This window comes from Malonomonas rubra DSM 5091 (assembly GCF_900142125.1).
In the GTDB taxonomy this organism is placed as follows: Bacteria; Desulfobacterota; Desulfuromonadia; order Desulfuromonadales; family Geopsychrobacteraceae; genus Malonomonas; species Malonomonas rubra.
The window spans coordinates 1-14,639 of the sequence record NZ_FQZT01000031.1; the positions used below are offsets into that span (position 1 = coordinate 1).

The window sequence follows — 14,639 nt, forward strand, 5'->3', positions numbered from 1 at the left end:
CTGAATCGCCCCGGTTTTCCCGGAGACAGTTTTCGTTTGAGTCAAGCCGCCTTACTTGACTCCTCCAGCCGATAATACTCTTTCTCTTTTTCTGCAGGTGGAATATTTCCAATTGATTCCAGCAATCGGCGATTGTTAAACCAATCTACCCATTCCAAGGTTGCGTATTCAACAGACTCACGACCTTTCCAAGGGCCGCGATGGTTGATAACTTCCGTTTTGTAGAGGCCGATGATTGTCTCGGCCAAAGCGTTGTCGTAAGAATCTCCAGTTGTGCCGACAGAGGCATTGATTCCGACCTCGGACAGACGTTCTGTATAGCGAATCGAGAGATACTGACTGCCCCGGTCGCTATGATGAATCAACTCCCGGCGGTTCTTGCGTGCCCACAGTGCCTGCTCCAGTGCGTCCAGAACGAGCTCTGTCTTCATCGATGTCGAAACACGCCAGCCAACAATACAACGTGCGTACACATCAATGACGAAAGCAACATAAACAAAACCGGACCAGGTGGCGACATAGGTAAAATCAGCTACCCAGAGCTGATTCGGGCGACTCGCCTTAAAAGTCCGTTTCACCAGGTCAGGGGCACGGTTCTGCTTTGGATCGCTGATCGTTGTGATCTTTTTCTTGCCGCGCACAACCCCTCGCAGCCCCATCTCACGCATCAACCGTTCAACGGTACAGCGGGCGATCGGTATCCCTTCGCGGTTTAACTGCCGCCAGACTTTACGAACACCATAAACCCGTAAGTTCTCGTTCCAAACCCTCTGAATCTCAGGTTTCAATAATTGATCCCGCCAGTATCGTGACGGAACTTTGCTAGGATCGTCTTGGCGCGCCTTGTGGTGGTAGTACGTTGATGGGGCGATCGGTAACTGGCGACAGATCGGCTCGACCCCGTATTGGCTTCGATGCTCATCAATAAAAAACACCATTACTTCGGTTTGCGGTCGAGCTCCGCCTGGGCGAAAAAAGCAGCAGCTTTACGCAGGATCTCATTGGCGCGTTTCAGCTCCCGGTTTTCCCGCTCCAACTGCTTCAATTGCTCTTGAGCCGTTTGATCCTTAGAGCGGCTCTCTTGAGATCCCCCCGCTTCTTTGCACCATCGACGTAACGTTTCTGGCGTACACCCTATCTTTTCAGCAATAGAACAAATCGCTGACCAGCGGGAGGAATATTCTCCCTGCTGTTCCGCTACCAATCTGACCGCTCGCTCTCTGACCTCAGGACTGTATCTCTTGTTTGTATTCATGACCCCATACTCTCAAAGTTTGGAGTCTCCGACAATCCCGGGGCGATTCAAACCGTTTAACCTGCTGGAAATTGACAATTAATTCAGTCGGTCGAATTTTTTAAATGTTTTTTATTGACATGTATGCGAGGTCGTGTTCTTATTTTTCTGAGCAAAAGACCTGTCGGAGAATTATAAAGTTTTATCCGTGACAAAGTGCCTCTCCTAAATGTCATTTGCTGTTTCTAAGTGATTTAGTGAAACTAATGTTTTTGTTTAGACAATGGTGTCTTTTCACTTAGAGGCAGGGTAATGACTCTTATCTCAAAAAAAACTACAATTCCTGAAGTCACAATCTCTGCAACGCGAGTTGGAAAAATTGCGCTTATTGCCGCTATATCAAATGAAAAAGAAGAAGAAAGTATCAAGCAAGTAGTTGATGGGTTGGATGATATTAAACTCGCAGTCACCTTTGTGTCCGGCAAGACAAACAAGGTTAAAGACACCTTCATCCAGTCTTTGATCGGATGTGCGCTGCAAAATAAAATTATTACCAAAAAAGCGGGCCACGTTCATGCGACAATTCATGCTGGACTTGAAGCTCTAAGTGGCTTGTCTTCAAGTGTACCTGTTGATGCAAGTTTAAAAATAAAAGTAGCTATCGCAAGAGATCGTGAATGGGTAGCTGTGGCGATTTATGGTGAGTCTGCGTTTTATCCAACCACAAATCATGAACGTTCCTGTATGGGAGTAATGCATTTATAAGTCTTAAGACTTGATCGCTTTCGGGAAAAGTAACACCGTGACTATTGTGAGTTAGAGCCTCCCCGAAAGTCATTGTTGAATCCTAGTGAATGAGTGACGCGCATTTTCGCGCACAAAAGCATTCGTTTGCATGGAGTCAACAATATGTTTTCATTTTTTAGCAAGCTTCTCCTCTTCTCAGACCTCAATCAGCTTTGGGCTAGTTCGTTTTTTCAGCCCTCCATTAATGCTGAGCACTCTCAATCAAGTTTATTAAATCTGCAAAAGCCCAGCATGTGTTCGGTCCGTTCGGGGTCGAGCTATATGCGTCTTTCCTGCCAGGAAAATCAATTTAATTTCAGAGCATTTTGTGTGTCGGCTTTTGCCGGGGAGGGGACCTATGGTTGCTAGAGGGAACGTGGTCTCCATTGGCCAAATCGCACCCAAACATTCAAGTGAAGTTTCATTCTCTGTTGATCCTGTTTCTTGGGAGATTGGATCTCTTCTTCAGCGGGGCATGTTGCTGGAAGTTGCAACCAGCAATAAACCGGGCCTGGTATGCCCTCAAAGTAACGGCTGTCATGAAGATATGAGCTTGATGACCTTTATGGTCAGCTCCTCTGTGATTTTTCCTGCCTTGGTTATGTGCACACAGGCAGGAAGAGATCATGAGGGGGATCTTCCCTTGCTTTTGCCTGTAGTGCGAGGAATTGGAGCACCTTATGAGAAGGAGTTATTTGCGGCCACCAAGGGAGTAAATACCCAAAAAGGTGCTTTGTTCTCAGCGGCAATCTTGGCTGGTGCGGCTGGCTATTTGTCGCAGAAGTCTCGGCATTTTCAGATCGGAGAGTTGTTTGAGGTTGTTGCTGCGATGACTAAGGGGATAGTGCGAAGAGAGCTGAATCCTTCGGTGCTTGAGAAGAAGGAGTCGCTTTCCAACGGAGAAAAACTATATCTCCGTCACCAAGTGCCTGGCATCAGAGGGGAACTTGAAAGGGGCCTTCCGAGTGTTAGGGACTACGCAGTGCCTGCACTTAAGTATGCACAAGATTTAGGGGCGTCGCTTGAAGCTTCCTTTTTGCACACTCTTATAACTTTGATGTCGCAGGTGGATGACACAAATATCATTTCGCGTGGAGGTCTGGAGTCACTGAAAAAGGTGAAAACCCTTTCGAAAGAAGTTTTAAAAGAAGGGAGTATTTTCAATAAAGAGGGGATTGATAATTATTTTTATCTTGAAAATTTTTGTATCGACAGAGGCTTAAGCCCAGGTGGTTCTGCTGATCTATTAGCAATAACTATATCAGCATATTTACTTTCTGAAGAAAAATTTAAATGCAAGATAATGTAAAGGATTTCGATATGAATGTTTATTTGTACTCTTTGTTTTGTTACGGACTAACTGCTGTAATTTCATTTCTTGTCATGGGAGTAATTGTACTAGTCAGTAAAATTATTCATGGTCGAGGAAAGAGAATCATGCCTCGCCAAGATGAGTTAAATTAAAACGATAGTCATATGAATAAGTTATTATATTGGAGAATATTATGGAACAGTTGATGTCTCTTTTTCCTGCAATAAGTACTTTGTTTACCCAAGATCCTGTCATTTCTATTACGCGAATTGCGTTAATTATTTTTGGATTTTTTCTTTCTTACTTTGGCTTCAAAAGGACACTAGAACCCCTGATTATGGTTCCAATGGGGTTGGGTATGATTGCTATCAATGCAGGTGTTTTGTTCCTTGAAGCTGGTGTTGTCGGAACAATTCACCTTGATCCCTTAGTCAGTGAGCCATCTGTTCTGGTAAACCTGATGCAGGTTAACTGGCTGCAGCCTGTATATAACTTTACCTTTAGCAACGGTCTGATCGCCTGTATCGTTTTCTTCGGAATTGGGGCGATGAGCGATATCAGCTTTATCCTGATCCGCCCGTGGGCAAGCATTATCGTTGCCCTGTTTGCTGAAATGGGAACTTTTGCGACCTTGATCATTGGTATCAAGATGGGGCTCCTTCCGAATGAAGCTGCTGCAGTGGCTACAATTGGTGGAGCCGATGGGCCGATGGTTCTGTTTGCATCGTTGATTCTTGCAAAGGATCTTTTTGTCCCAATTGCCATTATCGCCTACTTGTACCTGAGTCTCACCTATGCAGGCTACCCATATCTTATTAAACTTCTGGTGCCCAAAAAGTATCGAGGGCTTGAAGTTGAGATGGACTTCCCTGAGGTCTCCCAGCGTTCTAAGTTTGTTTTTTCAGTTCTCGCTTGCATGCTTCTGTGCTTGCTACTGCCTGTTGCCTCTCCGCTAATCCTTTCGTTCTTTCTGGGGATAGCGATTAAAGAAGCCCAAATCGAACCCTTTCAGAACCTCCTCGAAACCACTCTTACCTACGGATCAACTTTGTTCCTTGGGCTGTTGCTCGGTGCTCTTTGTGAGGCCAAAACTATCCTCGATCCCAAAATTAGCTTGATTGTTGTGCTGGGGATAACGGCTCTCCTTATTTCCGGTATCGGCGGTGTTTTGGGTGGGTGGATTGTCTATTGGTTCAGTAAAGGGAAGTTTAATCCAGTAATAGGGATCGCTGGTGTTTCATGCCTGCCCACCACTGCAAAAATTGCTCAGAAAACTGTGACCGAAGAGAATCCGTATGCCGTCATCCTTCCTCTTGCAATGGGGGCAGGGGTTTGTGGACTTATCGTCTCTGCAATCGCGACAGGCGTATTTATCTCAACACTTTTTTTGCTGAACTGACCTGAGGCTATAGCAGCTTGGTTCGCATAACAGCCGGGCTTCATAAACCATAATAATGGAGGAAAACATGCAGAAAGAGAAAGTTTGGGACAAGCTCAGCACCGACACCGAAGAAAGGATGAATGCAGCAAACGAGCTGTTTTCAGATCGGAAAGTTGTGCCTTCCCAAAATGGTGTCGCCTTGCTCGAAGCCGTTATTCGTGCAGGAGACAGGATTAACCTGGAAGGAAATAATCAGAAACAGGCCGATTTCCTAGCTGAGTGTTTAGGTTCCTGCGATTCCGAAAAGATTAATAATCTTCACATGGTTCAATCCGCAGTCCCCTTGCCGATTCACTTGGACATCTTTGACAAGGGCATCGCAAAAAAGCTTGATTTCGCTTATGGCGGACCAATGGCCGCAAAGGTTGCGGAGTTTTTACGTGAGGGCAAGTTAGAGCTTGGAGCGATTCATACATATCTTGAGCTTTTTGCTCGCTATTTTATGGATCTCACTCCACGAGTATCCCTGATTTGTGCCTATGAAGGTGACAAGGATGGAAATCTCTACACCGGCTTTAATACGGAAGATACTCCTGTAATTGCAGAGGCAACCAAATTCCGGCAAGGGATTGTCATTGCGCAAGTCAATAAGCTGGTAGACAAGGTTCAGCGAGTTGATATCCCAGGGGAATGGGTCGATGCAGTTATTGAATCACCAAAACCGTTCTACCTTGAACCTCTCTTTACCCGTGACCCGGCCAATATCACTGATACTCAAGTGCTGATGGGCATGATGGCACTAAAGGGAATCTATGGTGAGTACGGTGTTCAGCGACTTAATCACGGGATCGGTTTTTTTACTGCCGCAATTGAACTTCTGCTTCCGACTTACGGCAATGAACTTGGGCTAAAAGGCAAGATTTGTAAGCATTTTGCTCTGAATCCACACCCAACAATGATTCCCGCAATCGAAGATGGCTGGGTTGAGTCTATCCACTCATTTGGTGGCGAATTAGGAATGCAGAAGTACTGCGAAGCTCGGCCCGATATTTTCTTCATAGGACCAGACGGAAGCATGCGTTCCAACCGAGCGTACAGCCAAACAGCAGGACATTACGCGACAGATATGTTCATCGGCGGAACGTTGCAGATAGATAAGTATGGAAATAGCAGTACCGCTACAGCAAGTAGGGTTGCTGGCTTTGGTGGCGCTCCCAATATGGGATGCGATGCAAAAGGCCGTCGCCACGTAACCGACTCCTGGCTGAAGTGTGGAGCTGAATTTGAGGACCAGGCTGCATTATTGGGGGATATGCCTCGTGGCAAACGGCTAGTTGTCCAGATGCAGGAAACCTTTAAAGAAAAGATGGACCCGTCTTTTGTCGAAAAGCTGGACGCATGGAATCTAGCGAAAAATGCAAATCTCGATCTAGCTCCCGTCATGATCTATTCCGATGACCTGACCCATATCGTTACCGAAGAAGGTATCGCATATCTTGCCAAGTGTCGTGGTTTAGAAGAAAGAATGGCTGCCATCAGAGGTGTCGCTGGTTATACCGAGGTTGGTTTGTCCGCCGATCCAAAGGAAACAAAAACACTTCGTGAGCGTGGGATTGTTAAAACGCCAGAGGATCTTGGGATTGACCGAAGTAGAGCAAATAGATCGATGCTGGCAGCAAAAAGCGTAAAAGACTTGGTTGATTGCTCGGGCGGTCTGTATGAGCCGCCTGCCCGCTTTGTTAACTGGTAGATCGAAAGGGAATGATCATGGAAGGTATGTTGAACGAACTTAATTTCAAATTTAAGTCTGAAAACCCAGTGGATGTGGTGTTGCCCAAACATCATTACGGTGTCGTAGGCTCTGGCGATCTTGAAGTCCTTTTAAAGAAGCATGAATTGGAGGGAGCGGTCGAAATCAGGGTTGTCTCACCCGTAAGGGGATTTGATCACGTATGGGAGAAAGTTCTAGAGAAAGTTATTAGCGATGCTGAAGTGGGGAATGTCGCTATCGAAATCAACGACAATAACGCAACTCCTGTTGTTGTGGCATTGCGCTTAGCGCAAGCACTTTCTGAAGCTAAATCCGCAGAACAGTCAGTCAATTAAGGGGGCCAAGTTATGGCGAAGTGGACAGAGTTACAAGATAAAAGTTTTTTGGAAGCAACGGCCCGAGAAAGAGCTGTGGGGATTGTTGATGAAGGAACCTTCACTGAGTTTTGCGGACCTTTTGACAAGATCTACAGCCCGCATTTGCCTTTAATGGGAGAGGCAATTGAATATGACGATGGCTTGGTGGCAGGCGTTGGGAAAATTGGCAAGAAGCCAATTTTTGTCATTTCTCAAGAAGGTCGTTTTATCGGCGGCTCTATTGGTGAGGTCAGTGGGGCAAAAATGGTTAAAACGATCCAGCTTGCCTCCGACCTTTACGAAGAGATGGTGTCTGAGAAACCGGATCTTCCTGAAGAAATGCGTCCTGCAGTAGTTATTTCGTTTGAGACTGGTGGGGTGAGACTTCACGAGGCTAATGCAGGGCTTCTGGCGCATGCAGAGGTCATGGATCAAATACAAAATTGCCGTGGCCGTGTCCCTATCATTTCGTTGATCGGCAGTCGAGTCGGCTGCTTTGGCGGGATGGGATTTGTTGCCGCAGCTACAGACGTCATCATAATGAGCCAGTTTGGTCGTTTGGGGTTAACTGGTCCTGAAGTTATTGAACAAGAGATGGGCAAGGATGAGTTTGACGCTTCAGATCGTGCGCTTGTCTACAGGACAACAGGTGGCAAGCACAAATACATCATTGGCGACTGCAACTATTTGGCCGCTGACTCCATCCGATCATTCAGAGAAACAACCACAGCAGTGTTGCAAAAACCTATGGAGGAAATTGAGACATTCCGGCGGATAGGTTCGATGGAAAAAATAAAAGAGCAAATAGAGCTGGTCAAATTGAGCGTCTCTCTCAAACCTAAAGACTCTATGGATGTCTGGGCACATGCTGGAAATGAAAATCCTGAAAGTTTAATCAATATGACTCTTGATGAGTTTCTGGCGCAGGCCAAACGCTTAAAGGCATAACCAAAAGAGGAGCTAATAATGGAAATTATGATGGGGCAAGGGCGGCTTGCGATTGAAAAAATCGTAGACCCAGAGTCGTTTAAAGAAAACACGATCGGTGAATCTTCTTTTGAAGATAACGAAGTAGGACCTGGAGCAGTTGTTGGAACTGCGCAAATAGGAGACCAGGACTGCACAATAATCGCCAGCGATGCAATGGCAATGAATGAAAGGTTCCCTGTTGTTTATGCAGGCATCATCGGTCTCGAAGAGGGCTACAAGATGGCCATGGCTGTCTATAAAACGATCGAAGCAGACAAGGAGAAGAAAGGCACAGAGAAACGCCCAATTCTGTTGATTGTGGACACTCCAGGGAATGGCCCAGGGAAACAGGAAGAGATTTTTGGGATGAATAAGTCAACCGGAGCTTACCAGCTAGCATTGGCGGAAGCGCGTAAGGCAGGTCATCCTATCGTTGCTATGGTCATTGGCCGGGCAATTAGTGGTGCCTTTCTGTGTCACGGTTTACAGGCAGATCGTATTCTTTCTTTGTCCTCAAAGTTTGAGACCATGATTCATGTTATGCCTCTGACTAGTGTCTCAGTAATCACAAAGCTCGACATTGAGAGGTTAGAGGAATTGTCCAAAACTAATCCTGTTTTTGCTGCTGGCCCAGACTTTTTCTATCAACTCGGTGGGGTTGAAGAGTTGGTTGAAGAGGTTGATGGCATGAGATCATGCATTCTCAAGCATATTGCTGAAATTCGCGAAATGAAAGCAGCGGGAGAAGAAGCCCGGCTTGGTCCCTGGGGGCGTGGGGCTCTCGGAGAGCAAAGAGGCGGCCGCATGATTCGAGGAAAGGTGATGGCTATGATGGATAAACAGTTTTTTGCCTTTGCGGAACAGAATCTCTACTAACAGGGGATAAGTCATGGCAGAGCAACTAAAAGAGTTGGCTGAAATGGTTGAGTCATTTGGTACGGCACCAACTATGGGAGAAATGCCGTGCCGAACGTTGGCGACAAAAGGGATTAATGGTCCAACGGCTGCCCATGTTATCGAAGAAATTCATACTCCATTCAATCTAGCCTACGTGACTTTTACAACGGGATCTACGGCTTTTCAGAATGTCGTTGGGGTAACGCACTCAGAGATCGATGGAAGAGTGCGAGCCTCTTTAGCTGCGTTTGATATGGCTAACGTTGAGCGGCATGGGAAGTTTTTAGTGACTTACGCTCCGCTTGTAAACGTGTTTTCTGCTGAAGCACTTAAAATACATGGCTTGGATTGGTTTTTTTTGCAGCGGTCAAGTCGTGATGCCTTTCTGTTGTCTCTCTGTCAAGAAAAGCCAAATGTACTTATTGGCGAGTCTACTTTCATCCGTTCAGCATTAGAGGATGCATCGGTTTTGGGGCTCAGTCACTCGATCCCCCAAGGGGTGATAGCGTTTACAGCCGGAACCCCTTTGGATCTGGATCTTTTGCAGGTTGCAGAGAAACACAACTGGAAAATTCATGATCTATACGGCTGTCAAGAATTCGGTTGGCTAACTCTGGATGGGGTTCCATTGAGGGCAGATATTACATTAATCCCATCCCCAAAGGGATCTGATTTCCGCGAATTTGTTGTCGGTGGCCTCCCAATGGCAGATAGCTTCCCTTATGCAGAAAGTGGTCATGTGTGTAATCCCGAGGGGAAGATCATTACGTACCGCAGAGCTAGGACGAATCCTGAATATGAAGTTATCGTCAGGGAAACAAAGCTGTCCTCAAAAGAAACAACTGAGCGCGTTGCTCGTACGATCTTACGAATTAAGGGGCGCGTAGTTAAGGTTGATCCAGCGCTCAAGGTTTCTTCTACAAAAACAGTTCTGGATTTAGTCCCTAGTGTTTCAGCAGAAGGGAAATCTACATCGGAAAGTTACCGGATTGAAGGGGATGACAAAACCTTTTTGTTTGAAACCTTGATCGAAGCTCAGTTGGCTTTACAACAGACAGCAAAAACAGACCAAGTTTGGAAAAAGACACGATGAAAGCAGCTCTCAAATATATCGAAGAAGCAGAACATCAAATAGATGAGCATCCTTTCCGGAGGCATGATCTGGTTCATCTGTCATTTGATGGCAGTCAGGCAGCTTTTCAGAATATTAGTCACGAGTTTCGTGATCGTGAAAAGCGGGAATATATCAAACAGATAATCACTGACAGCATTGAAAATGCAATTGTGCCAGGAATTGTTAGACGCCCCCTAAGCCCTCTAGCACCAGGAGAAGTTGCTATTGGCTACACCTCTCCTAAGAAAGTTAATGGGGTAAGGCTGCAAATTCCTACTATCGTTCATCGGAATGACATACTAAGTGTTGAAACACCATTTGATGTCATCCGTCGCCCCTATAAAGAAAGAACTATTTGTTTAAAAGTTCTATCAGAAGCAAAAGCAGAAGCTGATCGCCTCGGAATCAGACTCGGAATTTGGGGGTCGGCAGCTCTTGAGCTTGCGACATGCCTTCCATATACAACTGATCAATCTGATTTAGATCTGAATACGGATTCTAGAAGCCTTTCTGCTTTAAATGAGTTTTATGGGGTCCTAAAGCGACTCGAAGAAAAGTTTTCTATTCGGATTGATATGGAAATAACACTTCCTCAAAAAGAAGATGTTCTAATCAAGGAACTATTCTCAAATTCAGAAAATATTCTTTGCAAAAGCCCGAGTAGTGTAAGGATCGTCGAAAAAACAGAAGTTATTCGAACTTTAAAAAACTAAAAGGAGATGACAATGGAAATTAAATCAAAAATGCCAGGATCTATCATTGAAGTAAAAGTTAGTGTTGGGGATAACCTTGAAGCAGGATCTCTTATTCTCATTATGGAAGCATTAAAAATGAAGCAAGAAATCAGGTCGCAAGAAGGTGGTGTAGTAAAAGAGCTTAAAGTTAATACGGGTGACAGGGTTAGTCCGGGTCAAGTTTTAGCCATAATTGAATGATAAATATTCATTAACAACATAGTTATAAAAAGGAGTCTGAAATGGTCATCTATGGGGTAGCGCTACTGTCGGGTTGTTTCTTGGTTGGTAAAGTGACGGGTAGTTGGCTTGGGGCTGCCATAGGCGTTAAGGCAAACGTTGGTGGTGTTGGTATCTCAATGCTTTTGCTGGTTATTGTTTGCGACATTCTTATTAAGAAGGGGAAGCTCAAGCAACTTTCTCAAGATGGGATTGGTTTTTGGAACGCGATGTATATCCCGATTGTTGTAGCAATGGCAGCCAAGCAGAATGTTATTGGTGCTATTGATGGTGGCTGGCTAGCCCTTTTGGCTGGAGGGGTTGCGACTGTCGTTAGTTACTTCATGATTCCGGTAATTAGTAAGCTGGGACAAGGTACTAAAGTTCCTGCCATTGAAGAGCCAAGCTCTTAATTGATTTATAGAGGAGATAATGCCATGTGGGATATTTTAGTTGCTCAACTAACCCAAAATGGACTAATCACATCTTTCGTTATTGTTGGGGTGACAATGTATGTCGCCTATATGCTTTCCGCAAAGCTGACAAAAGGCAAATTTCATGGGTCTGCAATTGCAATTATTTTGGGCTTAGTACTTGCTTATGTCGGTGGCGCAGCAACTGATGGAGGCTCTAAGGGACTTGCCAGCATTCCAATGTTTGCGGGAGTTGGCCTGATGGGGGGGTCGATGCTGAGAGACCTTGCCATTGTCGCAACGTCTTTTGGTGTTGACCTCCGTGAGGTCAAAAAGTCAGGTTTAAGCGGAACGGTATCGCTCTTCATGGGGATTTTTGTTTCGTTCTTTATTGGCGCTGGAATGGCCATTGCTTTCGGCTATACCGATGCAGTGAGTATTACAACGATTGGAGCCGGAGCAGTAACCTACATCGTGGGGCCAGTTACTGGTGCTGCAGTAGGGGCGGATTCAGCCGTTGTTGCTCTTAGCGTTGCAGCGGGACTTGTTAAATCTATCCTCGTCATGACTTCTACACCATTATTTGCCAAAATTGTTGGTCTTGATAACCCAAATTCAGCCATGGTTTTTGGCGGACTTATGGGGACCACAAGTGGTGTGACCGCAGGTTTGGCAGCGACTAATCCAAAACTTGTTCCTTATGGTGCGATGACGTCTACCTTTTACACCGGGCTAGGTTGTCTTCTTTGCCCATCCGTACTGTTTTTGCTTATGAAGGGCATTTACGGATAGAAGCTAATAGACTCACGTTGCCTTGCGGGTCCAATTGACCCGCAAGGCACGGAATGGAGTGTGGCCATGCCTTATCTTACGATTATGACATTTGTCTGGGCCTTTTCTTTTAGCTTGATAGGCGTTTACCTGGCTGGACAAGTTGATGCCTATTTTTCAGTTCTGATTCGTGTGTCGCTTGCTGCATTAGTTTTTTTGCCCTTTATGCGTTCAGTGTCTTTAAAAATTGCATTAAAGCTAATGGTTTTGGGCGGGATTCAGTTGGGCTGCATGTATGTTTTTTACTACCAGTCCTTTTTACTGCTTACCGTTCCCGAGGTCCTGATTTTTACAATTTTAACACCAATTTATGTCACGCTTATTTTTGACTTGATGCAAGGGTGTTTTAGTCATAGATACCTTCTTACTGCTGTCTTGGCGGTTGTTGGAGCTTTTATAATTCGTTACAGCAACGTAGGCGATAATGTTCTGGCGGGCTTTTTTGTTGTGCAGGGAGCAAATATTTGTTTTGCCCTGGGACAGGTTGGTTACAAATTATTGATAGAACGGGAAAAGTTGGAATTGTCTCAACGTTCCGTGTTTGGATATTTTTATCTAGGAGCCTTGATCATTGCCAGTACTGCATGGGCAATATTTGGAAACCCGGAAAAACTCCCAGCGACTTCATTGCAATGGGGTATTCTTGTCTATTTAGGTGTTATTGCTTCTGGGATTGGCTACTTCCTTTGGAACAAAGGTGCTACCAAGGTTGACACTGGTGTCCTTGCTATAATGAATAATGCACTAATTCCTGCTGGGTTGATCGTAAATTTATTGATATGGAATCGAGATGCGGATCTTGTGCGGCTTTTCATTGGAGGGAGCATCATCGCCCTTTCGTTAATTTTGCATGAATTTTGGGGAAAAACTAAGAAACTCAGATTTGCATAGTGTCTTAGTATGAGATGTTTTCAGGAGAAGATTATGGGAAGAAAAACAGGCAACCCTTCTAATAATATTATTGCTTTTAGAATTAATGATGAAGAAATGAGACATCTTCAAAAAAAAGTAACAGAAAGCGGTGTGAATATTTCTTCGTTCATGCGCTCTGTTTTGAAACAATCATTTGATTGTCAAATAATGCATGATGAATACCTTGATCACTAACCAAAGATATAGTTCACTTTTTAAGTGAAGAGACTATTTAAGTTTTAAAAATTCTGAATGATTATTTTTTTTAGTTAAAAACTAGGTTGGCCCCGCCTTTGTTCGGGGCATAACCTACTTCAGCATCATGTTGAATTGAGTCCGTTTTGAAACGAGTTGAAAAGTGCCTTAGGATAATTTCAATAAATGGATTGGCTTGACTACCTTTTTATTTTGATTGCCTATTTGGTTGCTGCCTCCATTAAGGGGCTCACTGGGATTGGTTTCTCTACCTCCTGTCTACCGATTATGGCCTTACGTCTCGATCTGAAACTGGCGATTCCGCTTGTAATCATTCCGTCGATTGTCAGCAATATCGCTGTGATGATCCAAACAGGCCGTTTCAAACAGGCGATCAAACGTTTTTGGATGTTTTATCTGGCCAGTATCCCAGGGCTTTTGCTTGGCTTATTGCTCCTAGTGGGTATGCAAGTAGAAGTGGCAAAGGCAATTCTTGGTCTGGTACTGATAATTTATGCCCTCTGGGCGTTGGTGAACAAATCGGCCTCTTTGCCAGAAAAATGGGAGCGCAGCCTTAAAATTCCTGCTGGTTTCAGCACCGGCTTTGTCAACGGTTTGACTGGGTCACAGGTGATGCCCTCTCTCCCTTATCTTCTTTCGCTTAAGTTGGATAAAAGTGATTTCATTCAAGCGATCAACATTTCTTTTACCCTGTCTAGCTTGATGATGCTCTTGGGAATGAACCGCCTTGGTTATCTGTCTCCAGACCTTTTATTCCTGGCTATATTGGGATTAGTACCGGTTCTTGGCACTCTATACATCGCAGGGAAGCTACAAAAAAAATTGAGCGGAGACTCTCACCGTAAGTTTGTATTAGGGGTCTTGTTGGTCATGGGAGTGATGTTGTTGTTAAAGCTGATTCGATAATCTTTAAGCGCCTGAGAAGGAAGACAAATCAGCGTCCAGAGTGTACCGGGCTTCTTAATTTTTACATCTACAAAGTAGCAAGTTTCATGACGAATGCCCCTGAAAAGATCAGGAGCATTTTTTTTGCAAAAATAAGCTCAGTCGGTAGGCCAAAATAGCCCGTTTTGAGGGTCGTTTTCAGTGACAGGACATTTGTAAAAGGCAATCGGCCCAAGCAACTACTTGGAATTACAGCGGATGTAGCCAGTATTTTCCCACAGGTCCTGCCGTAGTGACCAGGGCTTGCTGGTTTCGCTCTTTTCAGCCACTTAGCGGTGGAGGAAATTTCTAGTCAAAAGTCGGCGATTTTTGAAAACGCAATCTGCTGAGAGGGGGGCACTAAGGCAGTTTCATCAACCGCTCACTTCTCCAGACACGAACGATGGCAATCCGCTGTTCTCCTCGACGATAAACTATACGAAAGGGGGGATGGATTAACTCCCTGAGTGATGGTTGGTTGAATTCGGGAACCATCCGCCCTCGATCTGGATGGGTGGGCAACTCCTCTACCAGCGCAACTATTTCCCGTAAGAAGCGCTCGCCAATCTC

Annotated in this window: 17 protein-coding genes and 1 other annotated feature; of the genes, 15 read left to right on the forward strand and 2 right to left on the reverse strand. The window is 45.0% G+C overall.

All coding sequences use genetic code 11. The features are described 5' to 3' along the window. Positions 1-41: 41 nt before the first annotated feature. Positions 42-1,255 (reverse strand): IS3 family transposase gene (locus BUB13_RS18095; RefSeq protein WP_139249257.1). Its coding sequence is split into 2 segments (ribosomal slippage): positions 42-970 and positions 970-1,255, totalling 1,215 coding nucleotides; the frame shifts between segments, so codons are not numbered across the junction. Then, positions 864-980: a sequence feature (AL1L pseudoknot), on the reverse strand. Its footprint overlaps the gene before it by 117 nt. A gap of 291 nt (positions 1,256-1,546) precedes the next feature. On the opposite strand from BUB13_RS18095, the gene BUB13_RS18105 reads away from it, so the two are divergent. The 15 genes from BUB13_RS18105 to BUB13_RS18175 all read left to right on the forward strand — a co-directional run bounded on the left by BUB13_RS18105 (position 1,547) and on the right by BUB13_RS18175 (position 14,051). Beyond that, positions 1,547-1,999 (forward strand): HutP family protein, encoded by a 453-nt coding sequence (locus BUB13_RS18105; protein ID WP_072910165.1) that lies wholly within the window; start codon positions 1,547-1,549, stop codon positions 1,997-1,999. A 379-nt stretch (positions 2,000-2,378) separates the two neighbouring features. Next, positions 2,379-3,329 carry a triphosphoribosyl-dephospho-CoA synthase gene (locus BUB13_RS18110; RefSeq protein ID WP_084092307.1) on the forward strand — a complete coding sequence of 317 codons (951 nt, stop codon included), beginning with the start codon at positions 2,379-2,381 and terminating at the stop codon, positions 3,327-3,329. 196 nt (positions 3,330-3,525) lie between these two features. Beyond that, complete coding sequence (madB, locus tag BUB13_RS18115) at positions 3,526-4,731, forward strand: Na+-transporting malonate decarboxylase, carboxybiotin decarboxylase subunit (RefSeq protein WP_139249433.1); 1,206 nt, start codon at positions 3,526-3,528, stop codon at positions 4,729-4,731. Between the two features lie 67 nt (positions 4,732-4,798). Next, positions 4,799-6,463: a malonate decarboxylase subunit alpha gene (gene mdcA / locus BUB13_RS18120; protein ID WP_072910166.1), complete on the forward strand. Its 1,665-nt coding sequence runs from the start codon at positions 4,799-4,801 to the stop codon at positions 6,461-6,463. A gap of 17 nt (positions 6,464-6,480) precedes the next feature. Beyond that, a complete protein-coding gene (mdcC, locus tag BUB13_RS18125) occupies positions 6,481-6,819 on the forward strand; it encodes a malonate decarboxylase acyl carrier protein (protein WP_208610205.1) in 339 nt (112 codons plus the stop codon). Between the two features lie 12 nt (positions 6,820-6,831). After that, positions 6,832-7,788 carry a biotin-independent malonate decarboxylase subunit beta gene (locus BUB13_RS18130; RefSeq protein WP_072910168.1) on the forward strand — a complete coding sequence of 319 codons (957 nt, stop codon included), beginning with the start codon at positions 6,832-6,834 and terminating at the stop codon, positions 7,786-7,788. An 18-nt stretch (positions 7,789-7,806) separates the two neighbouring features. Next, a complete protein-coding gene (mdcE, locus tag BUB13_RS18135; RefSeq protein WP_072910169.1) occupies positions 7,807-8,685 on the forward strand; it encodes a biotin-independent malonate decarboxylase subunit gamma in 879 nt (292 codons plus the stop codon). A 13-nt stretch (positions 8,686-8,698) separates the two neighbouring features. After that, positions 8,699-9,799, forward strand: a complete 1,101-nt coding sequence (locus tag BUB13_RS18140) for an acyl-CoA synthetase family protein (RefSeq protein ID WP_072910170.1) — start codon at positions 8,699-8,701, stop codon at positions 9,797-9,799. After that, positions 9,796-10,533, forward strand: a complete 738-nt coding sequence (mdcG, locus tag BUB13_RS18145; RefSeq protein ID WP_072910171.1) for a malonate decarboxylase holo-[acyl-carrier-protein] synthase — start codon at positions 9,796-9,798, stop codon at positions 10,531-10,533. The genes BUB13_RS18140 and mdcG overlap by 4 nt, the downstream gene beginning before the upstream one ends. Before the next feature lie 12 nt (positions 10,534-10,545). Next, entirely contained in the window at positions 10,546-10,755 is a 210-nt protein-coding gene (locus tag BUB13_RS18150; protein WP_072910172.1) for a biotin/lipoyl-containing protein, read from the forward strand. A gap of 41 nt (positions 10,756-10,796) precedes the next feature. After that, positions 10,797-11,186 carry a malonate transporter subunit MadL gene (gene madL / locus BUB13_RS18155; protein ID WP_072910173.1) on the forward strand — a complete coding sequence of 130 codons (390 nt, stop codon included), beginning with the start codon at positions 10,797-10,799 and terminating at the stop codon, positions 11,184-11,186. A gap of 24 nt (positions 11,187-11,210) precedes the next feature. Beyond that, the gene (gene madM, locus BUB13_RS18160) at positions 11,211-11,978 is read left to right on the forward strand and encodes a malonate transporter subunit MadM (protein ID WP_072910174.1); all 768 of its coding nucleotides are present in this window, start codon (positions 11,211-11,213) and stop codon (positions 11,976-11,978) included. A 66-nt stretch (positions 11,979-12,044) separates the two neighbouring features. Further along, positions 12,045-12,908 (forward strand): carboxylate/amino acid/amine transporter, encoded by an 864-nt coding sequence (locus BUB13_RS18165; RefSeq protein ID WP_072910175.1) that lies wholly within the window; start codon positions 12,045-12,047, stop codon positions 12,906-12,908. 33 nt (positions 12,909-12,941) lie between these two features. Next, entirely contained in the window at positions 12,942-13,124 is a 183-nt protein-coding gene (locus BUB13_RS18170; protein WP_072910176.1) for a hypothetical protein, read from the forward strand. A gap of 186 nt (positions 13,125-13,310) precedes the next feature. Beyond that, complete coding sequence (locus tag BUB13_RS18175; protein ID WP_072910177.1) at positions 13,311-14,051, forward strand: sulfite exporter TauE/SafE family protein; 741 nt, start codon at positions 13,311-13,313, stop codon at positions 14,049-14,051. 378 nt (positions 14,052-14,429) lie between these two features. On the opposite strand, the gene BUB13_RS18180 is transcribed toward BUB13_RS18175, so the two are convergent. Then, a partial coding sequence (locus BUB13_RS18180) for a type II toxin-antitoxin system RelE/ParE family toxin (protein ID WP_072909314.1) occupies positions 14,430-14,639 on the reverse strand: 210 nt, incomplete at its 5' end.